We start from the raw sequence: 22,748 nt of genomic DNA, 5'->3' as shown, positions 1-22,748 counted from the left end.
ATGGCGAAACTCGGCAACACCGACCTCGACGTCCGGGGGATCAACCTCGGCGGGAACGTCTTCGGCTGGACCGCGGACGAGCAGCAGTCTTTCGCCGTCCTCGACGCCTACACGGCGGCGGGCGGCAACTTCGTCGACAGCGCCGACCTGTACTCCAAGGGTGGCTCCGAGACGATCATCGGCAATTGGCTGACCAACCGGGGCCGTCGCGACGACGTCGTCATCGCGACCAAGACCGGCATGTGGGACGAGCGGAAAGGCCTGTCCGCGGCCAACATCGCGGCGGCGGCCGAAGACTCGCTTCGACGGCTTCAGACCGACCACATCGACCTCTACTACGCGCACATCGACGATCCGGAGACCCCGATCGAAGAGACGCTGCGGGCCTTCGACGCACTCGTGCGCGCGGGCAAGGTTCGCTACATCGCGGCGTCGAACTACTCCGCCGAACGACTGTCCGATGCACTGTCCATTTCGGACCGTGAAGGCTTGGCGAAGTACACCGTCCTGCAGCCGCACTACAACCTCGTCGAGCGGGACTACGAGACCGAACTGGCGCCGACGGTCGAGCGCGAAGGCCTGACCATCCTGCCGTATTTCGCGCTGGCCAAGGGTTTCCTCGCCGGGAAGTACCGCTCGAAGGACGCCATCGGCGACAGCCCGCGCGCTGCCCGAGCTTCGTCCTATTTGGACGAACGCGGAGAGCGTGTCCTCGCCGCGCTGGACGCGATCGCGGCCGACCGTGGCGTCTCGGTCGCGGCGGTCTCGCTGGCGTGGCTGTTCGCGCGGCCGACCGTCACCGCGCCCATCGCGAGCGCGCGCTCGGTCGAGCAGCTGAACGACCTCCTGCCCGCGGCCGACCTCGCCCTCACCGCCGACGAGGTCGACGCCCTCACCGCCGCCTCGCGCTGAAACCCCCGCGTTTCGTCCTCTGGTTGCGGTAGTTCGCACTACCAACTACCGCAACCAGAGGACGAAACGCGGACTTACTTGCGGGTAGCTTACTCCGGGTAGGTTGAGGTACCGTCCGAAAAGCCGTAGGGCTCGGACGAGGAGGCAACGTGGCCAAGAACAGCGTGAACGGCAAGGTCGTCCTGATCACCGGCGCCGCGAGGGGCATCGGCGCGGGACTCGCCGAACGCCTGGCCGCGCAGGGCGCGAAGGTCGCCTTGGTCGGCATCGAAGCCAAGGAACAGCAGGTGGTCGCCGACAGGATCGGCCCCGCCGCCCACGCCTGGGAAGCCGACGTCACCAGCTGGGACGACCTCGAGCGGGCCACCGCCGGTGTCGTCGAGCACTTCGGCGGGATCGACATCGTCATCGCGAACGCCGGCATCGCGACCTCCGGTTTCGTCCGGTCGGTGGATCCGGCCGCCTTCGAGAAGGTCATCGAGGTCGACCTCCTCGGTGTCTGGCGCACCTTCCGCGTCACGATCCCGCACGTCATCGAGCGCAAGGGCTACCTGCTCGCGATCTCCTCGCTGGCCGCGATCACCCACGCTCCCGGCATGGCCAACTACGCCGCCGCGAAGGCGGGCGTCGAGGCGTTCTCCAACAGCCTCCGCGCCGAAGTCGCCCACCTCGGTGTGCAGGTCGGCGTCGCGCACCCCACCTGGATCCGCACCGACCTCGTCGAAAGCGCCGACAAACACCCGGTCTTCGGCAAGCTCCGCACCGGGATGCCCGGCCTGCTCGGCAAGACCTACCCGCTGTCCGTCGCGCTCGACCTCCTCCAGACCGGGGTCAACAAGCGCGCCCGCACCATCCACGTCCCGCGCTGGGTCGGCGGGCTCAAGCTGATCCGCGCGTTCCTGCCGCCGATCATCGAGCTCGGCGCGAAGAGCCGGATCAAGAAGGCGGACGCGGCCGCGCTCGTGGACATCGAGCAGCGTGGCGCGTACGAATCTTCGATAACCGGTCAGGCAGGCCGGGCGGCTACGAAGAAGGGCTGACCACCTATGTCGCGTCGCGACCAGATCCGCATGACACCCGATGAGCTCACCGTGTATCTCGACGAGCAGAAAGTCATCAACGTCGCGACGATCGGCCCCAACGGCCGCCCCCATCTCGCCCCGCTCTGGTACTACCCCCACGGGTCGGGCATCGCGACCTGGACATACGGCTCGTCCCAGAAGGCGAAGAACCTGGAACGCGACCCGCGTGCCACCGTGCTCATCGAGGACGGCGACACCTACGACAAGCTCCGCGGGATCTCCATCGAGGCCGACGTCGAGGTCGTCACCGACACGCTCATGGTCACCCAGATGGGTATCACGTTGACCCAGCGGTACGCGGGCGCGAAGCCCGGTGAGCCGGTGCCAGACGAGCTCGCCGGCTTCATCGCCAAGCAGGCCGCGAAGCGAATCGGGCTGATCTTCACCCCGACCAAGATCGTGAGCTGGGACCACTCGAAGCTCGGCGGAACATACTGACCGGTAAGTCGTACTAGAAAGTAACTGTTACTTCCGGTAACGTCATCTGCGCAAGAGAGCCGCGACACGGAGGGCGCAGAATGACCGAGCGATTCAAGGTCGTGATCGTGGGCACCGGATTCTCCGGGCTCGGCCAGGCCATCCAGCTCGAAAAGGCCGGGATCTCCGACTACGTGATCCTGGAGAAGGCGGACGAAGTCGGCGGTACGTGGCGCGACAACTCGTACCCCGGCTGCGCCTGCGACGTGCAGTCCCACATGTACTCGTTCTCGTACGAGCAGAATCCTGACTGGTCGAGGTCGTTCTCGCCGGCACCGGAGATCTTCCAGTACCTCAAGGACGTCACCGACAAGTACCGGCTGCGGGACAGGATCCGGTTCGGCGTCGAACTCACCGGCGCCGACTGGGACGAGACCTCGCGCCGCTGGCATGTCCACACCAAGGCGGGCAAGACGATCGAGGCCCGGTTCGTCGTCTCCGGCGTCGGCGGCCTCCACATCCCGCAGGTCCCCAAGCTGCCAGGGATCGAGAAGTTCAAGGGCCAGACCTGGCACTCCGCGCAGTGGAACCACGAATACGATTTGCGCGGCAAGAAGGTCGCCGTGGTCGGCACCGGCGCCAGCGCGATCCAGTTCGTGCCGGAGATCGCCCCCGAGGTCAGCGAGCTGACGTTGTTCCAGCGCACGCCGCCGTGGATCATGCCGAAGCCGGACCACGCCATGCCCGGCTGGGCCAAGACCGCGTTCCGCCGCGTCCCCGGCGTACAGCGGCTCTACCGCAACGCGCTCTACTGGTTCCTCGAAGCGCGGGCGATCGGCTTCAACGGCCACCCCGCGATGATGAAGGCCGGCCAGGTGATCGCGAAGCGCCACATCGGCAAGGGCGTCAAGGATCCCGCGCTGCGCAAGAAGATCACCCCCGACTACACCATGGGCTGTAAGCGGGTGCTGATCTCCAACGACTACTACCCGGCGATCGGCCGGTCCAATGTGGACGTCAACACCGATGGTGTCCGCGAGGTCAAGGCGCACAGCGTCGTCGACGGGAACGGCGTCGAGCACGAGGTCGACGCGATCATCTACGGCACCGGTTTCAAGGTCACGGATGCCCTGGAATACCTGGACATCACCGGGATCGACGGCCGCGACCTCGCCAAGGAGTGGGCCACCGAGGGGATGCGCACGCACAAGGGGATCAGCGTCTCCGGCTTCCCCAACCTCTTCTTCCTCCTCGGCCCGAACACCGCGCTGGGCCACAACTCCGTAGTGTTCATGATCGAATCGCAGTCGCGGTACGTCGTCGACGCGATCAGGCTCGCGGACTCGCGCGGCGCCGCGGCGCTCGACGTGCGGCCCGGCGTGCAGGAGAAGTTCCAGCGCGAGATCCAGGAAAAGCTCGTCAAGGGGGTGTGGACCCAGGGCGGTTGCAAGAGCTGGTATCTCGACGCGAAGGGCGTCAACCGGACGATCTGGCCCGGCTTCACCTGGCGCTACTGGCTCCAGACCCGCAAGGTCGACGCGACCGACTACGAACTCAGCGGGCGGGCGTCATGACCGCTCGGCAAGAAGACCACGAGCAAATCGTCCTGCACGCGCGTGACGTCGAGTTCGACTGGGCGTCGCTGCCGATGCACTGGATCCCCGGCGAGCCGCAGGCGACGCATACGATCAACGTGCTGCACCTGGCGCTGCCGGAGGGCGAACGCTGGTTCGTCGAGGTGTTCAAGCAGGCCGTGCCGCTGATCCGCGACGAACGGCTCAAGGAGGACGTCCTCGGTTTCATCGGCCAGGAGGCCATGCACGCCGAGGCGCACGACGGTGCCGCCGAACACCTCGAAGCGTCGGGCGTCACCGTGCGGCCGTACATCGCGCAGATGGAGTGGATGTTCCGCCGCCTGCTCGGCGATCGTGCGCTTTCCGCCGAACGGCGGGAAGAGTGGCTGATCGAACGGCTCGCGATCGTCGCCGCGATCGAGCACTACACCGCGTTCCTCGGCCAATGGATCCTCGACGCCAAGGAACTGGACGACGCGAACGCGCACCCGACGATGCTGGATCTCTTGCGCTGGCACGGCGCCGAAGAGGTCGAGCACCGCTCTGTGGCGTTCGACCTGTTCATGCACCTCGACGGCCGCTACGGGCGTCGCGTGCGCAGCATGCTCGTGGTGACCCCGGTGCTCGCGTGGGTCTTCTTGCGCGGCACCAGGTTCCTCATGAAGAACGACCCGACCAGGCCGGGCAAGACAAGTTTCAAGACATATCTGCGAGTGGCGAAACTCGGGCTTCTGCCCTCAGGCAAGCAGTTGCGGCGTGAGATCCGGCCGTACTTCCGGAAGTCCTATCATCCAGGCGAAACCGGCGACACCGATCAGGCTGTCGCGTACCTCGCGGGCTCACCGGCCGCGCTGGCGGCCGACCATCCACGATGACGCGACCGCTGCGGCTCGACGGCAGCGGGCGGACCGACCACGTGATGGCGTCGCTGACCGGTGTCGTCGCGCTGTACCGCAGGCTCAGTGGGGTAAGCGGACGCCGTCGTCCTCCGGTGTCCGCCGTCGATCGCGATCTCCCGCTGATCGTCGATGACGTCCGCGTCGAGGCCGAAGGCGTGGTCAGCGTGCGCATGGTGCACGAAAACGGCGAACCGCTGCCCCGGTGGCGGCCCGGCGCGCACGTCGACCTCTCACCGCGGCCGGGGCTGGTCCGGCAGTACTCCCTGTGCGGCGACCCGGACGACCGCTCGGCCTACCGCGTCGGCGTCCGGCTGCTCGGTGAGGGATCGACGGCGGTGCACGCTTTGAAAAAGGGCACGCGGATCACGGTGCGCGGCCCGCGCAACGCGTTCCCGTTCGTCGCGAGCCCCGCCTACCTGTTCGTCGCGGGCGGTATCGGGATCACGCCGATCCTGCCGATGGTGCGACAGGCGGCGGCCTCCGGCGCGGACTGGCGGCTGGTCTACACCGGCCGCGACCGGGCTTCGATGCCGTTCCTGGAGGAATTGTCCGAATTCGAAGGTCGTGTCCGGATCCGTCCGGACACCGAGTACGGGATCCCCGCCTCGGGCGCGGAACTGCTCGAAGGGGCAGAAAAGAGTGCCCCGATCTACTGCTGCGGCCCGATTCCGATGATCGTCGGCGTCCGGACGGACGCGGCGCTGCGGACGTCCGGACCGGTGTTCTTCGAACGGTTCTCGACGCCGCCGATCGTCGGCGGCCGGCCGTTCCGCGTCGAACTGGCCCGCAGCGGCGTGACACTGGACGTGCCCGCCGACCGGACGACACTCGACGTCCTTCGCGAAACCGTGCCCGGTATCGCGTATTCGTGCCGCCAGGGGTTCTGCGGGACCTGCGAGCTGCCGACGGTGACCGGCGACCGCGTCCGGATCTGCGTCGAACGCGAGCCGGTCACCCTCGATCTCTGACAGGTCAGGATTCCCGCGGCAGCCAGGCCCCGATCACCGGCTTGAACTCGCGGACGGTGCGCTCCGCGACAACGCCTTCCAGGTGGTATGGATCCTGGTCGATGATCTCGTTCAGCGCGGTCTCGTCGGCCGCCTGGTAGAGCGAGATGCCACCGGAGTCGTCTCCCAGCGGCCCACCGAGCGCGACAACGCCCTGGTCGGCGAGGCCGGAGAGGAATTCCCGGTGCCGGGGACGCACATCCTCCAACTTCTCCCGTACGTACCGGATCTCCACCAGGAACCAGGCCATCGACGTCTCCCAAGATCGCTTCAACAGTGCCGTCCCAGACGCTATCCGACTCCGGAAGGCGTTCTCAGGATCCGATCAGGCAGAGGTCCCGCCCGACCCGATACGCTGATCGCGCGCCACGCACAGGTTGTGCTTCAAAGGGGTAAATGAACAGGTAGGGGTACATGCTCGAGGGCAACGCGGAACGCAGTGTCGAGGTGACCCTCGGCCATCTGCGCACCATGGACGGACCGGTCACGCCACCGCCGCCTGCGGCACCGCTGACCCTTGAGGATCTCTATCGCCAGCATCGGATGCGGCTCGTCCGGCTGGCCATCCTGCTCGTGGACGAACCGGCCACGGCCGAGGACGTCGTCCAGGAGGCGTTCACCGGGCTGCACCGCAACTGGGGAAAGCTGCGGGACGCCGCCGCGGCCGTCGGCTATCTGCGCACCGCGGTGGTCAACGGATCACGCAGTGTGCTGCGCCGCCGCAAGACAGCTCGCGAGTACGTCGCGCCGCACGCCGTCAACGCGCGTTCGGCCGAAAGCCTCGCCATGCTGTCGAGTGAACATCAGGCCGTGGTGAGCGCTTTGTCCAAACTGCCGCCCCGTCAGCGCGAAGTTCTGGTGCTCCGTTACTACGGTGGGCTGAGTGAGGCCGAGATTTCCGAGGCCGCCGGTATTTCGAAAGGTACCGTGAAGTCAACCGCCAGCCGGGCGCTGGAGGCACTGCAGAAAGCGATGCAGTCGCCGAACTGACACCCGGCTTCGATCTCGAGCGCTGGGTTGTGCCGCCATGCCTGGTCCAGACCAATATATGCTGGGGGGCGTGAGAGGCGCCGGAGATTTCGTGATCGTGGGCGGCCGGGTCGTCGCCCCGGACCGTGTACTCGACGACGGCTGGCTGGCTATCGCCGGCGGCAAGATCGTCCAAGTCGGTACCGGGACACCCCCGGACATCGACCGCGTCCCTGTAGACGGGTGCCTGGTGGTGCCCGGCTTCATCGACACCCACTGCCATGGCGGTGGGGGCGGGTCGTTCTCCAGCGGGAATCCCGAGGAGCTGTTCCGCGCGGTGCGCGCGCATCGGCGACACGGGACCACGACCATGCTCGGCAGCCTCGTCTCGGACCCCATTCCGGTGCTCAGGGACCAGATCGCGGCCCTGCGAGAGCTGGTCCAAGAGGGTGAACTTGCCGGAATTCACCTCGAAGGACCCTTCATCTCGAAGGCGCGCTGCGGGGCACACGACCCGGCGACCCTGATCGAGCCGGACACGGCGACGGTCAACGCGCTGCTCGGCGCGGGCCGCGGCGAAATCCGGATGGTCACCCTCGCCCCCGAACTCCACGGCGGGATCAAGGCGGTACGGCAACTGGCCGAATCGGGCGTCATCGCCGCCATCGGGCACACCGACGGCGTCGAGGACCAGATCATCCCCGCGATCGACGCGGGCGCTTCCGTCGCCACGCACCTCTTCAACGCCATGCGGCCCCTCCACCACCGCGAGCCGGGCCCGATCGGTGCCCTCCTCGACGACGAACGCGTCACCGTCGAACTGATCTGCGACCTCGTCCACGTGCACCCGACGGTGCTGCGGCTGGCCGCGCACCACGCCGGCAAGGGCCGGACGGTGCTCATCACCGACGCCATGTCGGCCACCGACGCCGCCGACGGCAGCTACATCCTCGGCCGCCTCGAGGTCGACGTCCGCGACGGTGTCGCCACGCTGGCCGGGAACGGCTCGCTCGCGGGCAGCACGCTGACCATGGACGCGGCCTTCCGCAACCTGGTCCGCGGCGCGGGTATCGACCTGCTCGACGCCGTCCGCGCGACCTCCGGACGGCCCGCCGAACTGCTCGGCATCGCCGACCGCACCGGGTCGCTGCGCGCCGGGCTCGCGGCCGACGTCGTCGTGCTCGACCGCGACCTTCGACCGGCCAAGGTGCTGCGCCAGGGCGAGTGGGTCAAGGACGAGGCTGCGGCTACATTGAGCGCCACGGCCCCACTGAGCGGTGCGGTCGAAGGCGGTGTGTCGGTCAGCGACGGGTAGCGGCGAGAGGAGTCCGGATGAGCGAGCCCAAGGACCCGGAGAAACTCCTAGCCGACGCTCTGCGCGCTCAGGCCGTTTTCGCCCCTTCGGCGGAACGGATCACTGAGGCTTCCGTCGAGAACCCGGTCAAATCGGACACCAAGAGTGATCCGAACGACGCGGAGGCCCCTGAGCCGTCCACCGGGCAACACGAGCTGCCGCTGCAGTACGGACTGCTCTCCGGTGCCGGTGCCGGCTCGCTCGAACGGGAGCGCGTCGCGCTGGAGGACGCGGAAACGGCCAGGCTGGCGGAGCGTCCGACGCCACCTCCGGCGCCTTCGCCCGGAAGCGCGCCGTTGCCCGCGTACTGGGTATTGCTGCTGGCTGTACTGCTGGGGCTGGCCGCCGGTTCAGTGGTCGGGCTGCTCACGCTGATCTGAACCGCCCTCAGCCGTCGGGTCAAGGCACTCAGCGTCACCCTGTACCGTTTTGGTGTGATCCTGGCGCAGAACAACGTGACGACGATGGGCCTCCTGCCGGAGTGGCTGGACCCGATGCACCTGCTGAGCGGGCTGACCGTCCCGGTCATCACGGTGCTCTGCCTGATCATCTTCATCGAGAGCAGCATCTTCCCGGTGCTGCCCGGTGACTCCCTGCTGTTCACCGCGGGCCTGCTCATCGCGAGCGGCTCGATCGAAGCGCCGTTGTGGCTGGTCTGCGTCCTGGTCACCGTCGCGGCGTTGCTCGGCAACCTGCTCGGCTACGGCCTCGGCTGGAAGATCGGGCCCTGGCTGTTCCGCAAGCCCGACTCGAAGTTCTTCAACAAGAAGTACGTCGACCAGACGCACGCCTTCCTGGAGAAGCACGGGCCGAAGGCGGTCGTGCTGGCGCGGTTCGTGCCGTTCGTGCGGACGTTCATCACCTGGATCGCGGGCATCGGCAAGATGGACCCGAAGAAGTACTTCACCTACACCGTCATCGGCGGCATCCTGTGGGCCGCCGGGATCACCGCGCTCGGCCACCTGCTCGGCGACATTCCGTTCGTCCGCGACAACATCGACGCGATCTTCATCCTGATCGTGCTGATCTCCGTGGTGCCGATCGTGATCGAGTACCTGAAGGCGCGCCGCGAGAAGAAGCACGCGCCCGCCGCCGCTCCGGCCGTGGACATGGACGCGACGCAGCAGATCCCGCGCGTACGCGACTGACCCGCCGTTCAGAGGGAGAACATCGAGCCCGGGTTGAAGAGGTTTCCCGGGTCGAGGGCCTGCTTGATCTGACGGTGGACACGAAGGCCCACCTCGCCGATCTCCCTGGCAAGCCACTCGCGCTTGATCCGGCCGATGCCGTGCTCGCCGGTGACCGTCCCGCCCAGCGACAGGCTGACCTCCAGAATCGCGTCGAAAGCCTTCCGTGCGCGGGCGAATTCCTCTTCGGAGTCGGGCGAGTAGACGATCGTCGGGTGCATGTTGCCGTCACCGGCGTGGCCGACGACGGCGATCCGCAACCCCACTTCTTCGCTGATCCGCTCGCAGCCTGCGATCAGTTCGGCGATGCGGGTGCGCGGCACGCAGACGTCGTCTGTCAGCCAGACGCCGTACAGTTCCAGCGCGGTGAGCACGACCCGCCGCGCCTGCAGCAGCATCTTGCCCTCTTCGAGATCCTCGGTGGCGTAGGCCAGGTCCGCGCCACAGTCGATGCAGATCTGTTCCAGCGCCGCGAGTTCCCGCCGCGCGACCTCGCCGCCTGCGTCGGATTGCCCCAGCAGCAAGGCCTTGCAGTCCGCGCTCGTGCCGAGGTCGGTCTTGAGGTAGGCCTCGGCGGCCTTGATGGAGGTCGCGTCCATGATCTCCAGCAGCGACGGCACCAGTCCCTCGCGCACGACTCGCGCGACGGCCGCACCGGCGGCCTCCGTGCTGTTGAAGGCCGCGACGAGGGTGGAAGGCGGCTGCGGCAACGGTTTCAGCGCGACGGTCGCCTGCGTGATCACGCCGAGCGTGCCCTCACTGCCGACGAAGAGCCGCGCGAGGTCGTAGCCCGCGACACCCTTCACCGTGCGGCGCCCGGTCTTCAGCAGCGACCCGTCGGCGAGCACGACTTCCAAGCCCAGCACGGAATCCGTGGTGACGCCGTACTTCACGCAGCACAGTCCACCGGCGTTGGTGGACAGGTTGCCGCCGAGAGTGCACCAGTCGTAGCTGGACGGGTCCGGCGGATAGAACAGGCCGTGCTTCTCCACCGCGTTGCGGAAATCGAGGTTCACCACGCCGGGCTGCACGACGGCGAGCCGGTTGCCCTCGTCGATCTCGACGATCTGATCGAGTTTGGTCAGCACCAGCACGACACAGCCGTCGATCGCGTTCGCGGCACCGGACAGGCCACTGCCGGCGCCGCGGGGCACGATCGGCACCTCGAACTCCGCGCAGGCCCTGACCACGGCCTGCACCCCTTCCACGTCGGACGGCAGCACCACCGCGAGCGGCTTGCCGCCAGGGGCGAGCGGCATCATGTCGCGCGAGTAGGCGTCCGTGACATCGGAGTCGGTGAGCACCGCGGCCTTGCCGAGATGCTCGCGGAGACGGGTGACCAAGGCGTCGTTGCTCATGCCCTCATCGTAGGCTCGATTAGATCCGCACTGCGGAACTTTTCTTCCGATCTAGCAAAATGAAAGCCTGAACACCTGTATAGACGAGCACGGCCACGCCCGCCCATGCGGTGACCTGCACACCCTGGGTGAAGGCCTCACGAGCCGACTCCAGCAGCGCCTGACCCTCAGCGGGGGCGAGCTGCTGCGCGGTGGCGACGGCACCGCCGAGTGTGTCTCGCGCGGCCTCGGCCGTGCCCTCCGGCAGGCCGGACCGGTAGACCGCGGTCGCGACACTGCCCAGGATGGCGGTGCCGAGCGCGCCGCCCAGCTCGAATCCGGTCTCGGAGATCGCCGACGCGGCCCCGGCCCGCTCGGCCGGAGCGGCCGAAATGACCAGGTCGTTCGTGAGCGTCTCCGACAGGGCGACACCGCCCCCGAGCAGCGTGAACGACACCACGACGTACGCGAGCCCACCGCCGGACGAGACCTGCGTCAGCGCAAGGAACCCGACCGCGGCGACCAGCAGACCGACGCTGACCAGCACGGAAACCCGGATCCGCTTCGCGAGCCATGCCGCGAGCAGCGCGCCGGCGATACCGGCGACCGTCGCCGGGAGCATCCACAGCGCGGCGACGACCGGGGTCAGCCCGAGCACCAGCTGCAGGTATTGCGGCACCAGGAACAGCAGGCCGACCATGGCGAACACGCCGAGCATGTTCGTCACGACGGAACCGCTGAAGGCCCGGTTCGAAAACAGTTTCAGGTCGAGCATCGGCTCGTCGAGGCGGTTCTGCCTGCGGACGAACAGGACACCGAGCGCGAGACCGATCAGGATGCTGACCGCGGCCTTCCACGTGAAACCGTGTTCGGCGATCAGCTTGATGCCGTAGACCACCGGCAGCATCGCGGCCAGCGACAGCAGGGCCGACAACGGGTCGAAGCGGCCCGGCTTCGGGTCACGCGCCTCCGGCAGCACGAACGGTCCGACGACCAGCAGCACCAGCATCACCGGGACGTTGATGAGGAACACCGAACCCCACCAGAAGTGCTCCAGCAGCCAGCCGCCGAGCACCGGCCCGAGTGCCATGCCGCCGGAGAACCCGGCGCTCCACACCGCGATCGCGGTCCGGCGCTGCTTGGGATCGAGGAAGATGCTACGGATCAGCGACAGTGTCGACGGCATGAGCGTCGCACCGCCGACCCCGAGCAGGGCCCGGGCGATGATCAGCATGAACGCGCTGGTCGAGAACGCCGCGAGCACCGACGCGGCACCGAACGCCGCGGCACCCATGAGCAGCAGCTTGCGGCGTCCGATGCGGTCGCCGAGCGTGCCCATCAGGACCAGCAGGCCCGCCAGCATGAACGAGTAGATGTCGACGATCCACAGCTGCTCCGCACCGGTCGGCGCCAGATCCTCGGAAAGGAACGGCAGCGCGAACCCGAGCACCGTCATGTCCACGCTGATCAGCAGCACCGGAAGCACCAGTACCGCCAACGCCGACCACTGCTTGCGCCCCGCCATGGCGCACTCTCCTCAAGTAGGTAAACCGTCTGGACGGTACAGTTACCGTCTCACTCGAAGATAAACCGTCCGGACGGTATAGTCAATTGATATGGCGAAGCCCTCGGCGAAGGAACGCATCCTCGATTCGTACGAGGAGATACTCATCGAACAGGGCCCCGGTGGCATCACCCTGGAAGCCGTCGCCGCGCAAGCCGGGGTGTCGAAGGGCGGCCTGCTCTACCACTTCGGCTCGAAGGACGCCCTGGTCGACGGCATGATGGAGCGGCTGGCGAGACTGTCGGACGAGGACATGGAGCGCGCACGGAAGGCACCCGAAGGGGTGGTCCTGTATTACCTGCGCACCGCGATCACCGACGTCACGATGCAGAAGCCACTGCACCGCACGACCATGGCTACGATCCGAATCCTGCTGAACGAGCCGCGGGTCGCCGACCTCGTGAAGGCCTACAACAAGAAGATCCACGCCATGATCAGCGAGAACGTCGATGATCCGTTGACCGCGGAACTGGTCATCCTGGTGGGCGACGGGCTCTACCTGCGGGCCGCGCTCGGCGGCGAGGACCCGACTCACCTGCTCGACCGGATGGACGAGATCACGGCCCGCATCCAGCGCTGACCCCTCGCGTTCAGTCCTCTAATTGCGGTCTGGCGCGCCGCGCCAGGCGCCACCGCGTCTCACGCGGCGAAGGGCGCTTTCGCCGCATTCCACGCGAGGAAGGTTCCCTTCACCCCGCCGGCCCGGTGCGTTTCGGCATCGTCACCACCGCCCGCGTTTAGTCCTCTAGTTGCGGTAGTTGCGCGTGCAAGTACCGCAACTAGAGGACTAAATGCGGTCCACCAGCGCCTTGGCGCGCGGCGCGGTGATCGAGATCAGGATCGCGCCGGCTTCGGCGTCGTAGAGGGAGAGCGCGACCGGCCCGGCTTGTTCCAGGGCGAGCAAAAGGCCTGCCCAGCACCCCAAGACGGGCGAACCGGACAAACATGCACGAATAAATGTGCTTGCATGCGACAACTAAAGTGTTGTCCGACACACAAGGTCATTTCTCCTTGCGAAGCTCCGGCGAGAGGAACATCCTTGCTCTAGGCAACTAGTTGCAGTGACCAAGCAACCGGCGAGAGAGACGATCATGACACCCACGACACCCGGCACCAGGTCGAAGTCCGACCTCGATCTGGCCGACACCCTCGGGCACGAGCTCGTGCGGCTCGTCCGCCTGGTCAACCGGGCGAAGTCCCAGGTGTCCAAGCAGGGGCCGGACGGCATCGAGCGGGCCGCGTACGCGATCCTCTTCTGCCTCATCCACGTCGGGCCCCAGCGGACCAGCAAGCTCGCCGAGTTCCTGCACTCCGAGATCTCGACCATCAGCAGGCAGTCGAGCTCCCTCGTCCAGCACGGGCTGGTCGAGCGCCTGGCCGACCCCGAAGACGGCCGCGCCTGCCTGCTCGCACCGACCGCCGAAGGACTCCGGGTGTTCGAGGAGAACCGCAAGCAACGGAATCAGTGGCTCGCCGAAGTACTCGGCGGCTGGTCCGACGCGGACTGGGAAACCCTCAACTCGCTGTTCCACCGGCTGAACGACGACATCGAAAAAACATCTCCACAGTTCGCCGACCCCGCGTCGGCGTCGAAGGCCAAGGGGGCCTGAAGTGAGCACCACCGTAGAAAGTCCGCCAGCCGTCCATGAAGACGGTCCCCGGCTCAGTCACCGTCAGATCGTCACGATCCTGATCGGCCTGATGTCGGGCATGTTCCTGGCGGCACTCGACCAGACGATCGTGGGTACCTCGATCGTCCGCATCGCGAATGACCTCAACGGGTTCGACCTGCAGGCCTGGATCACCACCGCCTACCTGATCACCTCGACGATCGTCACGCCGATCTACGGCAAGCTGTCCGACATCTACGGACGCAAGCCGTTCTACATCGCGGCGATCACGATCTTCCTCATCGGTTCGATCGCCTCGGCGTTCGCGACGTCGATGTACGAGCTGGCCGCGTTCCGCGCGGTCCAAGGCCTCGGGGCCGGTGGTCTGATGTCGCTGGCGATGACGATCATGGGCGACATCGTGCCGCCTCGGGAACGCGCCCGCTATCAGGGCTACTTCCTCGCCGTGTTCGGTATCTCCACCGTGCTCGGCCCGGTACTCGGCGGGTTCTTCGCCGACTTCGACAAGCTCGGCAGCGTCTTCGGCTACGACATCGCCGGCTGGCGCTGGGTGTTCCTGATCAACGTGCCGATCGCGATCGTCGCGCTGTTCGTCGTCGCCCGCGTGCTCAACGTGCCGCACCAGCGCCACGACCACAAGATCGACTGGTGGGGCGGGCTCGCGCTCGTCGTCGCCGTGGTGCCGTTCCTGATCGTCGCCGAGCAGGGCAACAAATGGGGCTGGGGCTCGCAGAACGCGATCATCTGCTACGTCGTCGGCGCCATCGGCGTCGTGGCCTTCATCTTCATCGAGAAGCTGATGAAGGACGCGGCTCTGATCCCGCTGCGGCTGTTCAAGAATTCGACCTTCACGGTCGCGATCATCGGCGGCGTCATCGTCGGTGTGGCGATGTTCGGCGCGATCATGATGATCCCGCAGTACATGCAGGTGGTTCAGGAGTTCTCGCCGACCGAGTCGGGTCTGCTGATGATCCCGCTGATGGCGGGCATCATGAGCGGTTCGATCATCTCGGGCCAGATCACCAGCAAGACCGGTCGCTACAAGGTGTTCCCGGTGGTCGGCACGCTGCTGATCGCGGCGGGCGCGTTCTTCTTCGCGCAGGTCGAGTACAACAGCGCGCTGTGGCACCCGCTGGTCGCGGCCGCGATCATCGGTCTCGGCCTCGGCGCCTGCATGCAGACGCTGATCATCGCGGTACAGAACGCGGGCCCGCGCAGCGACATGGGCGTCTCGACCGCTTCGGCGACGTTCTTCCGGCAGATCGGTGGTACCGCGGGTGTCGCGGTGTTCCTGACGATCCTGTTCAACGTCCTGCCGGGCAACATCACCAAGGCATTCGGCGGCAACGCGCCCACCGGAGAAGGTGCGGCGGCGCTGGGCGACATCCAGTCGAACACGAGCGGTATCGCGAACCTGCCCGAGGCCATCAAGACCCCGGTGCTGATCGGCTTCACCGAGTCGATCACCACGGTGTTCTACGTGGCGGGCGCTGTCGCGCTGCTGGCGACGCTGGTGCTGATGTTCATGAAGGAGATCCCGCTGCTCGGCGGGTCGACCCCTTCGGCGGCGTCGGCTCTCGAAGGCGGCGAAGCCCTCCTCGACGAAGAAGAGGAGCCCGCGCCTGCCGAAACGGCCTCCGAGAAGACGGTCGTGACCGCGCCCGTCGAGCCCGGCAAGCACGCGCTGCCCAGCGGCAACGGCCACGTGGCCAACGGGAACGGCGTCTACCGGGCGGGATCCGCGCAGATCAGCGGGCACGTCCGCCGGGACGACGCGACGAACGTCGCGGGGGCGGCGCTGACCCTGATCGACCACAACGGCAATCAGGTGGCCAGGACGCACACGAGCGAGAACGGCGTCTACTCGTTCGCCGGCATCGTGGGCGGCCGGTACACGATCGTCGCCAGCGGTCGCTGGTTCCGGCCGGTCGCGGCGACGCTGACCGCCACCGGCGCCGGGGTGCTGCGCCACGACGTCGAACTGGTCAGCACGATCCTGCTCAGCGGGGTCGCCCGCACCGACGGGGAGCAAGTGGTGCCGGACGCGCGGATCACCGTGCTCGACTCCTCGGGCGGTGTCGCCGCCGTGGCGAGGACCGACGCGGAGGGCAACTACACGGTCAGCGACCTGCCCGCCGGGACGTACACGGTGATCGCCAGCGGCTACCCGCCCGCCACCAGCCGGGTGGAGCTGCTGGGCGGTGACCAGGCCGAACACGACGTCCGGCTGAGCTACGACCAGGCGCTCGACGAGCTCATCCAACGCTAGGGGCGAATGCTATGAACGGTCCGTTACTTGCAAATTTTGCAAGTAACGGACCGTTCATAGCATCGGCCGGGTGCGTGACCGGGACTTTCGGACACCCCGATTCCATGGTTCGGCCGCGTGGGGTTCGCCGGTTACACGTAGGCTCACGACGTGAGTGAGGTGTACACCGAGGCCGCGGGCATCGGCGTGAGCTGGCTCGACACCGCCGGGCCGGTGCTCGTCTGGGTGATCGTGCTGAGCTTCATCTTCGTGGAATGCGCGCTGATCATCGGGCTGTTCCTGCCCGGCGACTCCCTGCTGTTCGCGGCCGGGGTCGTTCTCGCGCAGCACGGCTCCGACCTGAACGCGTGGCTGCTCTCGGCCGCCGCACTGCTCGTCGCGATCCTCGGCAACCAGGTGGGTTACTACATCGGCCGGTCGACGGGCACGAAACTGATCGCACGGCGCGGCGGCAAGGTGCTGAACCGGCACAACCTCGAACGGGCCAGGGCGTTTTTGGACCGACGGGGTTTCTTCGCCATCGTCGCCGCTCGCTGGATCCCGTGGATCCGCACGCTGGCGCCGCTCATCGCGGGGACCGCGCGGATGGATCCGCGCCGGTTCGCCATCGCGACCGCGCTCGGCGGGTTGCTCTGGGTGCCGACGCTGGTGCTGCTCGGCTACTACGGCGCCGGTCTGCTGGACCAGCTTCCGTGGGTGAAGACGGCCGCGCTCTGGGTGAGCATCGCGTTCTTCGTGGTGGGCACGGCCTACGGCGTGATCCGCTACCGCCAGGAGATGCGGCGCCCCGCCGACGAGGTCGAAGACCGCACGACCACTTAGGCCGTGTCCTAAGCCTCCGGGTCCGCCCAGATCTCCAGCTGGATCCCGTCCGGGTCGCGGAACACGATGACCGACGAGCCTTCCAGGGTCCGCGATTCCTTCGACGGCGTGTAAACGACGCCGTACTCCGAGAGCCGCGCTTCCCATTCGGCGAGTTCCGACCGCGAAGAGACCTTGAACGCCACATGGTCCAGACCGGTCCGCCGTTCGTCGAACCGCGGCCGCTCGGTGTCCTGATGTTCGACTAGCACCACCGCGAAACCCTCGCTCGGCGAGCGCAACACGACCTTCCGCAGCCCCGTTTCGGGGTCTTCACGACGCGTGAATTCCTCGAGTTCGAGCACTCGGGCGTACCAGGGCACGCTCCGGTCCACGTCGGTCACGGTGAGTGCCAGGTGGTGCACAGACATGAGCTTGGACATCGGGGATGACCGTCCTGATCAAGAAGCTTGGGGGCGCCCCCAGAGTGACACAGGGGTCTCCGGCGGCGAGGTGATCCGCCGACTTCCCACATGAATCGTGATATCCGCCGGGAAACAGTGTTAAAAATTGGCTGAACCGCACGCGGACCCGATATCCGCTCGTAACCGGTCCGTGGCCCCGGATGTCAACGTCCGCCGCCGACGGTCAGCACCGTCCCGGTGGTGTACGAAGCGGCCGGGGAAAGCAGCCACAGCACGGCTTCCGCGACTTCGCCGGGTTCTCCCGCCCGTCCCATCGGGATGGTCGGGGCGAGCCGGTCCAGGCGATCGGGCATCCCCGCCGCCGCGTGCAGTCCGGTGTGGATCATGCCCGGCGCGACGGCGTTGACCCGGATGGATTCTCTCGCGACTTCTTGCGCGACACCGTAAGTCATCGTTTCGACCGCGGCCTTTGTTCCCGCGTAGTGGACCCATTCCCCTGGCGATCCGGTGCGCACGGCGGTGGAGGACACCGTCACGATCGCGCCGCCCGCGCCGCCGTACCGGGTGGACATCCGGCGGATGCCCTCGCGGACGCACAGGAAGACGCCCGTGATGTTGACGTCCACCACGCGGCGGACGACGTCCACCTCGTACTCGTCCAAGCGGCCTGGGGTGTTGCCGGTGATGGCGGCGTTCGCGACCACCCCGGCGAGCGGGCCGAGTTCGACAGCCGCGTCGAACAGCGCCACGACATCGTCTTCGGACGCGACGTCCCCGCGATAGGTGATCGCCCGGGCGCCGTGTTCCCGGACGCGTGAAGCGACGCCTTCAGCCGCTTCGGCGTCGCCCGCGTAGTTGACGACGACGTCGTGACCACGCGCGGCGGCCAGTTCACAGACCGCCGCGCCGATGCCTTTGCCGCCGCCGGTGACGACGATGACGCCGGTCATATGACGAAGTTGACCAGCGGGAGGTTCTCCAGGACCAGGTCGGCCCGGCCGCTGGTGGACGCGATCAAATCGGCGTTGCGCTGGTCGGAACCGAGCGCGCGACGGCGGGCGTCGACCAGCGAACGGCCGTAGCGGCGGTGCCTCGACACGAGCCGCTCGATGCGCTCGGGTTCGTCCGGCGCGAGGAACCACGACTCGGCGAGGATCGGCTTGACGCCGCTCCACGGGTCGTCCTGCATGAGCAGGTAGTTCCCCTCGGTGATGACCAGCGGGACGTCCGGCGTCACCGCGACGGCACCGGCGATCGGCTCCTCGATCTCACGGCGGAACTCAGGCGCGTAGACCGTCTCGCGGCCTTCGGCGAGCCTTCGCAGGAGGTGCACGTAACCGGCGGCGTCGAAGGTGTCCGGCGCGCCCTTGCGCTCCGCGCGGCCGAGGCGCTGCAGTTCCACCTGCGCCAGGTGGAAACCGTCCATCCCGACCACGGCCGCCCGCGTGCCCAGCGCCTTCGCCAGGCCCCAGGCCAGCGTCGTCTTGCCGGACGCGGGGGCGCCGACGATGCCGAGCACGCTGCGCTGTCCCGGCTTCGCCAGCGTCTGAGCCCTGCTCAACAGGTCCTCGAACACCGGAGGCATGGCAGTCATGGCAGTCCTTCTCCCCTCTTCGCGACCGCGGCCGTCCATGACCTCGGTCCTTCATGCCGCACCCGTTCGGCGGCCACCTCGTTGGCGAATTCGATCCAGCCGGGGACGTCCCCTGTGTCCCTGGCGACCGCGTACGCGAAAGCCCCGTGCCAGACGTCGCCCGCCCCTAGCGTGTCACGCGCCCGGGTGACGGGAACGGGGATCTCACCGGAGCCGTCCGCCGTCGACCAGCGGACCGGCTCGGGGCCCGCCGTTGTAATCACGACCGGGACGCCGTGCTCGCGTGGGTCGTCGCCGCGGTACAGCGACGAGCACGCGGCGATGTCGACCAGCGGCAAGAGTTGTTCGAAGACCGGCTTCCAGCTCCCGGCGTCGAGCACCACCGGCACCTTCCGTTCCCGCGCCCAGCGCGCCACTTCCAGGGCGACCTCCGGATGGTGCCCGTCGAGGAGTACGCACCCGGGCAATTCGTCCTCTAATTGCGGTAGTTGCGCGTGCAAGGACCGCAACGAGAGGACGAATCGCGAAGAGGCGTGGGCGTTGCGCGAGACGACGGTGCGCTCACCGTCGGAATCACGGACCACGATGGCGCTGATCGCGGGCGGATCGGGCAGGTCGGGGTCGAGATCGACGAGGTCGACGCCGTGCGCCTCGAGGTCGGCGCGGGCGAGTGCCGCCAGCGGGTGCGCGCCGGCGACCGTCAGGAGCGTCGCTCCGGCGCCGAGCGAGGCCACGGTCACCGCCGCGTTCGTCGCCGGCCCTCCGGCGGCGACGTCCATCGACAGTGAACGCACCTTCTCGCCCGGCGCCGGGAACTCGGCGACGCGCTGAACCTGGTCGACGGTGCACAGGCCCGCCAGCAGCACTCGCATCACAGTCCAGTGTGGACGGCTGAAGCGACCTCTTCGACTTCGCCGTTCTCACCGAGCACCAGCGCACCCGTGAGCAGGCCGACGACCTGGTTCATCGTGTGCGTCTTCGGCGAGACGACCGCGACGCGTTTGCCGAGCCGGTGCACGTGGATGCGGTCGGCGATGTCGAACACATGCGGCATGTTGTGGCTGATCAGCACCACCGGCAGGCCACGTTCGCGGATCCGGTTGATCAGGTCGAGGACCTTGCCGGACTCGGCGACGCCGAGCGCGGCGGTGGGCTCGTCCATGATCACCGCCTTGGTACCGAACGCGGCCGCCCGCGCGACCGCGACACCCTGGCGCTGCCCGCCGGACAGGGTCTCCACCGGCTGCGTGATGGACTTGATGTTGATGCCGAGTTCGTCCAGGATCCGCTGCGCGTCGGCTCGCATGGTCGCGGTGTCCAGCTTCCTGAACAGCTGTCCGAAGAGGTCCTTCCGCCGCTTTTCCCGGCCGAGGAACATGTTCGACGCGATGTCGAGCGCGGGCGCGACGGCGAGATCCTGGTACACCGTCTCGATCCCGTGGTGACGAGCGTCCAAAGGGGACTTGAAGTGGACGACCTGACCGTCCACTTCGATCTCGCCGGAATCCGGGACCACCGCGCCGGACAAGGCTTTGATGAGGCTCGACTTCCCGGCACCGTTGTCACCGACGACGGCGAGCACCTCACCGGGGAACAGTTCGAAGTCGGCACCGTCGATGGCGGTGACCCGGCCGTAACGTTTGACCAGTCCCCGCGCGGCTAGAGTCGGTTCAAGCGTCGTGGGTGTCGTCATGACTGCTGCCTCCTCGCGAAACGGTCGACGCAGACAGCGCCGATGAGCAGGGCACCGGTGGCGACGTCCTGGTAGAGCGCGTCCACCCCGAGCTGGGTCAAGCCGGACCGCAGCACCGCGACGACCAGCGCGCCCATCATCGTCCCGAGAACCGAACCCCGGCCGCCGAACAGGCTCGCGCCACCGAGCACCACCGCGGTGATGGAGTCGAGGTTACCGAGCTGGAAGGCGTTCGGGTCGGCGTTCGGCACGCGGCCGAGCGCCTGCCAGGCGGCGATCCCGACGATCACCCCGGCGACGATGTACACCGAAAGAATGGTCCGGTTGACCTTGATCCCGGACAGTCGCGCGGATTCCGGCGCGTTGCCGACCGCGTAGACGTGCTTGCCCCATGGTGTCCGCGTGAGCGCGTACCAAAGTGCCAGGTACATCAGCAAAGCCAGCGTCATGCCGTAGGTGATCGGGATGCCGCCGAACAGGTAGCGGCGGGTGCCGAGCCATTTGAGCAGCGTGTCGGCGACCGGGACGGCCTGGCCACTCGCGAACAGTTTCGCGGCCGCGGTGAGCACCGTCAGCAGGCCGAGCGTGACGATGAACGGCGGCAGTTTGATCCGGGTGACCAGTGAGCCGGTGACCATCCCGATCACCACCGTCGCCACGATTCCCAGCAGCAGCGCCCAGATCCCGGACACGCCACCGACCACGAGCTTCGCCATGATCAGTGTCGCGAGCACCATCGCGGCCGCATTGGCCAGGTCGATGCCCGCGGTCAGGATGATCAGCGTCTGCCCGAGGGCGAGGGTGCCGACCACCAGGGACTGTTGCACCACAAGGGAAAGGTTGTCGAGATCGAGGAAGGTGTCCGTCGAGGAGGAGAACACCACGATCGCGACGAGCAAGGCCAGCGTCGGCCCGACGGCTGGTGCGCGGAGGAAGAACTCACCGATCGTCGGTCGTTCGTTGCGTTCGAGGGTCGCCGTAGTCATTTCGTCCCCCAGCAGTTCTCGAGGCCCCACTTGGTGTCCTGGCTTTCCACGCCGGGGATCGGCTTGTCCGTGATCACCGCGGATCCGGTGTTGACGAAGCCGCTCGGCTTCTTGCCGGTCTTGGCGTACTCGATGGCGGCGAGGACGCCCTGCTCGGCCATCTTCTTGGGGAACTGCATGACCGTGGCGGCGTACTGGCCGTCGCGCACGTTCTTGACGCCTTCGCAGCCGCCGTCGATCGAGCCCATCACGATCTGGTTCACCAGGCCGCGGGCCTGGAGCGCGGCGTAGGTGCCGCGGCCCATCGGCTCGTTCATCGTGTAGACGGCGTTGATGTCGGTGGTGCGCTGCAACAGGTTCTCCACGCCCTGCTGAGCCAGGCTCTGGTCGCCGTTGGCCGGCGTCTTGCCCTTGATCTCCGGCGAGGCGTCGGTCAGCCCGATGCCCTTGAGGAACCCGGTGTGCCGCTGAGTGTCCACTGTGGATCCGGCGGTGCCGTCCACCATGAACAGCTTCGGCTGCTTGCCGTCGAGCACGGCTTTGACATACGCGCCTTGCTGACGCCCGGCCTCGAAGTTGTCCGTGGCGAAGGTGGCGTCGACGGCGGTGTCGGGCTCGGTCGCGGTGTCGAGCGCGATGACCAGCACCCCGGCCTTGCGGGCGCGGTCGATGGCGTCGAGGACGCCGGTCGAGGAACTCGGCGTGATCAGGATGGTGTTCGCACCCTGCTGCATGAGGTTCTCGATGGCCCGGACCTGGCCGTCGTTGTCACCGTCGAACTGGCCGGCGAGCGCGCTGAAGTCCGCGCCGTTCGCTTCGGCGGCGGCCTTGGCGGCCGCTCTCAGTTCGACGAAGTAGGGATTGGTGTCGGTCTTGGTGACCAGGCCGACCTTGGCCTTGCCACCGCCTCCGGCGTTCGATCCGCCACCCCAGTGGCGTTCGACCGTGCACCCGGCCGTGGTCGCCGTCAGCGCGGCGGCCAGGGCGAGCGCGACGAGACTGCGCTGTCTCATGGGATGCCCTCCGATTCAAGGCTATCGGCGATGG

The 22,748-nt window shown here is 67.5% G+C and carries 24 protein-coding genes; 14 read left to right on the top strand and 10 right to left on the bottom strand.

The features are described from left to right. The 6 genes from ACM6LU_RS07480 (at window position 1) to ACM6LU_RS07455 (ending at window position 5,852) form a co-directional block, all read left to right on the top strand. The gene (locus tag ACM6LU_RS07480; protein ID WP_414936794.1) at window positions 1-912 is read left to right on the top strand and encodes an aldo/keto reductase; all 912 of its coding nucleotides are present in this window, start codon (window positions 1-3) and stop codon (window positions 910-912) included. A gap of 149 nt (window positions 913-1,061) precedes the next feature. After that, on the top strand, window positions 1,062-1,952 hold the full coding sequence (locus ACM6LU_RS07475) for an SDR family oxidoreductase (protein ID WP_414936793.1): 891 nt from the start codon (window positions 1,062-1,064) through the stop codon (window positions 1,950-1,952). Window positions 1,953-1,958: 6 nt separating this feature from the next. Beyond that, window positions 1,959-2,432 (top strand): pyridoxamine 5'-phosphate oxidase family protein, encoded by a 474-nt coding sequence (locus ACM6LU_RS07470; RefSeq protein ID WP_414936792.1) that lies wholly within the window; start codon window positions 1,959-1,961, stop codon window positions 2,430-2,432. A gap of 80 nt (window positions 2,433-2,512) precedes the next feature. Next, a complete protein-coding gene (locus ACM6LU_RS07465) occupies window positions 2,513-3,985 on the top strand; it encodes a flavin-containing monooxygenase (RefSeq protein ID WP_414936791.1) in 1,473 nt (490 codons plus the stop codon). Then, on the top strand, window positions 3,982-4,860 hold the full coding sequence (locus tag ACM6LU_RS07460) for a metal-dependent hydrolase (protein WP_414936790.1): 879 nt from the start codon (window positions 3,982-3,984) through the stop codon (window positions 4,858-4,860). Before ACM6LU_RS07465 ends, ACM6LU_RS07460 begins: the two co-directional genes overlap by 4 nt. Then, window positions 4,857-5,852, top strand: coding sequence for a PDR/VanB family oxidoreductase (locus tag ACM6LU_RS07455; RefSeq protein ID WP_414936789.1), 996 nt, complete (start codon window positions 4,857-4,859; stop codon window positions 5,850-5,852). The genes ACM6LU_RS07460 and ACM6LU_RS07455 overlap by 4 nt, the downstream gene beginning before the upstream one ends. A 4-nt stretch (window positions 5,853-5,856) precedes the next feature. Here ACM6LU_RS07455 and ACM6LU_RS07450 read toward each other — a convergent pair whose 3' ends face one another. Then, a complete protein-coding gene (locus ACM6LU_RS07450; protein WP_414936788.1) occupies window positions 5,857-6,141 on the bottom strand; it encodes a YciI family protein in 285 nt (94 codons plus the stop codon). Between the two features lie 164 nt (window positions 6,142-6,305). On the opposite strand from ACM6LU_RS07450, the gene ACM6LU_RS07445 reads away from it, so the two are divergent. The 4 genes from ACM6LU_RS07445 (at window position 6,306) to ACM6LU_RS07430 (ending at window position 9,362) form a co-directional block, all read left to right on the top strand. After that, window positions 6,306-6,881 carry a SigE family RNA polymerase sigma factor gene (locus ACM6LU_RS07445; RefSeq protein WP_101611345.1) on the top strand — a complete coding sequence of 192 codons (576 nt, stop codon included), beginning with the start codon at window positions 6,306-6,308 and terminating at the stop codon, window positions 6,879-6,881. A gap of 91 nt (window positions 6,882-6,972) precedes the next feature. Then, window positions 6,973-8,175 carry an N-acetylglucosamine-6-phosphate deacetylase gene (gene nagA, locus ACM6LU_RS07440; RefSeq protein WP_414937121.1) on the top strand — a complete coding sequence of 401 codons (1,203 nt, stop codon included), beginning with the start codon at window positions 6,973-6,975 and terminating at the stop codon, window positions 8,173-8,175. A gap of 17 nt (window positions 8,176-8,192) precedes the next feature. Beyond that, window positions 8,193-8,594, top strand: coding sequence for a hypothetical protein (locus ACM6LU_RS07435; protein WP_414936787.1), 402 nt, complete (start codon window positions 8,193-8,195; stop codon window positions 8,592-8,594). Between the two features lie 54 nt (window positions 8,595-8,648). Then, a complete protein-coding gene (locus tag ACM6LU_RS07430; protein ID WP_414936786.1) occupies window positions 8,649-9,362 on the top strand; it encodes a DedA family protein in 714 nt (237 codons plus the stop codon). Between the two features lie 8 nt (window positions 9,363-9,370). Here the strand turns inward: ACM6LU_RS07430 and ACM6LU_RS07425 are convergent, their stop codons facing one another. Further along, window positions 9,371-10,759: an FAD-binding oxidoreductase gene (locus ACM6LU_RS07425; RefSeq protein WP_414936785.1), complete on the bottom strand. Its 1,389-nt coding sequence runs from the start codon at window positions 10,757-10,759 to the stop codon at window positions 9,371-9,373. A 19-nt stretch (window positions 10,760-10,778) separates the two neighbouring features. After that, window positions 10,779-12,263 (bottom strand): MFS transporter, encoded by a 1,485-nt coding sequence (locus ACM6LU_RS07420; protein ID WP_414936784.1) that lies wholly within the window; start codon window positions 12,261-12,263, stop codon window positions 10,779-10,781. A gap of 91 nt (window positions 12,264-12,354) precedes the next feature. Between ACM6LU_RS07420 and ACM6LU_RS07415 the strand changes: the two genes are divergently transcribed. The 4 genes from ACM6LU_RS07415 to ACM6LU_RS07400 all read left to right on the top strand — a co-directional run bounded on the left by ACM6LU_RS07415 (window position 12,355) and on the right by ACM6LU_RS07400 (window position 17,024). Beyond that, window positions 12,355-12,882, top strand: a complete 528-nt coding sequence (locus tag ACM6LU_RS07415; RefSeq protein WP_414936783.1) for a TetR/AcrR family transcriptional regulator — start codon at window positions 12,355-12,357, stop codon at window positions 12,880-12,882. Window positions 12,883-13,393: 511 nt separating this feature from the next. After that, window positions 13,394-13,912 carry a MarR family winged helix-turn-helix transcriptional regulator gene (locus tag ACM6LU_RS07410; RefSeq protein ID WP_414936782.1) on the top strand — a complete coding sequence of 173 codons (519 nt, stop codon included), beginning with the start codon at window positions 13,394-13,396 and terminating at the stop codon, window positions 13,910-13,912. A 1-nt stretch (window position 13,913) separates the two neighbouring features. Next, window positions 13,914-16,202, top strand: a complete 2,289-nt coding sequence (locus ACM6LU_RS07405; protein ID WP_414936781.1) for an MFS transporter — start codon at window positions 13,914-13,916, stop codon at window positions 16,200-16,202. A gap of 150 nt (window positions 16,203-16,352) precedes the next feature. Beyond that, entirely contained in the window at window positions 16,353-17,024 is a 672-nt protein-coding gene (locus ACM6LU_RS07400; RefSeq protein WP_414936780.1) for a DedA family protein, read from the top strand. An 8-nt stretch (window positions 17,025-17,032) separates the two neighbouring features. On the opposite strand, the gene ACM6LU_RS07395 is transcribed toward ACM6LU_RS07400, so the two are convergent. The 7 genes from ACM6LU_RS07395 to ACM6LU_RS07365 all read right to left on the bottom strand — a co-directional run bounded on the left by ACM6LU_RS07395 (window position 17,033) and on the right by ACM6LU_RS07365 (window position 22,714). Beyond that, window positions 17,033-17,446, bottom strand: coding sequence for a VOC family protein (locus ACM6LU_RS07395; RefSeq protein WP_414936779.1), 414 nt, complete (start codon window positions 17,444-17,446; stop codon window positions 17,033-17,035). A 185-nt stretch (window positions 17,447-17,631) separates the two neighbouring features. Next, the gene (locus ACM6LU_RS07390; protein WP_414936778.1) at window positions 17,632-18,378 is read right to left on the bottom strand and encodes an SDR family oxidoreductase; all 747 of its coding nucleotides are present in this window, start codon (window positions 18,376-18,378) and stop codon (window positions 17,632-17,634) included. Beyond that, window positions 18,375-19,022 carry a nucleoside/nucleotide kinase family protein gene (locus ACM6LU_RS07385; RefSeq protein WP_414936777.1) on the bottom strand — a complete coding sequence of 216 codons (648 nt, stop codon included), beginning with the start codon at window positions 19,020-19,022 and terminating at the stop codon, window positions 18,375-18,377. The genes ACM6LU_RS07390 and ACM6LU_RS07385 overlap by 4 nt, the downstream gene beginning before the upstream one ends. Further along, on the bottom strand, window positions 19,019-19,894 hold the full coding sequence (locus ACM6LU_RS07380; RefSeq protein ID WP_414936776.1) for a PfkB family carbohydrate kinase: 876 nt from the start codon (window positions 19,892-19,894) through the stop codon (window positions 19,019-19,021). The genes ACM6LU_RS07385 and ACM6LU_RS07380 overlap by 4 nt, the downstream gene beginning before the upstream one ends. Further along, window positions 19,894-20,715 carry an ATP-binding cassette domain-containing protein gene (locus ACM6LU_RS07375; RefSeq protein WP_414936775.1) on the bottom strand — a complete coding sequence of 274 codons (822 nt, stop codon included), beginning with the start codon at window positions 20,713-20,715 and terminating at the stop codon, window positions 19,894-19,896. The genes ACM6LU_RS07380 and ACM6LU_RS07375 overlap by 1 nt, the downstream gene beginning before the upstream one ends. After that, complete coding sequence (locus ACM6LU_RS07370) at window positions 20,712-21,701, bottom strand: ABC transporter permease (RefSeq protein WP_414936774.1); 990 nt, start codon at window positions 21,699-21,701, stop codon at window positions 20,712-20,714. Before ACM6LU_RS07370 ends, ACM6LU_RS07375 begins: the two co-directional genes overlap by 4 nt. Then, entirely contained in the window at window positions 21,698-22,714 is a 1,017-nt protein-coding gene (locus ACM6LU_RS07365; RefSeq protein ID WP_414936773.1) for a substrate-binding domain-containing protein, read from the bottom strand. The genes ACM6LU_RS07370 and ACM6LU_RS07365 overlap by 4 nt, the downstream gene beginning before the upstream one ends. Window positions 22,715-22,748: the final 34 nt, after the last annotated feature.

Source organism: Amycolatopsis sp. cmx-11-51, assembly GCF_047608665.1.
In the GTDB taxonomy this organism is placed as follows: Bacteria; Actinomycetota; Actinomycetes; order Mycobacteriales; family Pseudonocardiaceae; genus Amycolatopsis.
This window is presented reverse-complemented; position numbering and strand designations above follow the sequence as displayed.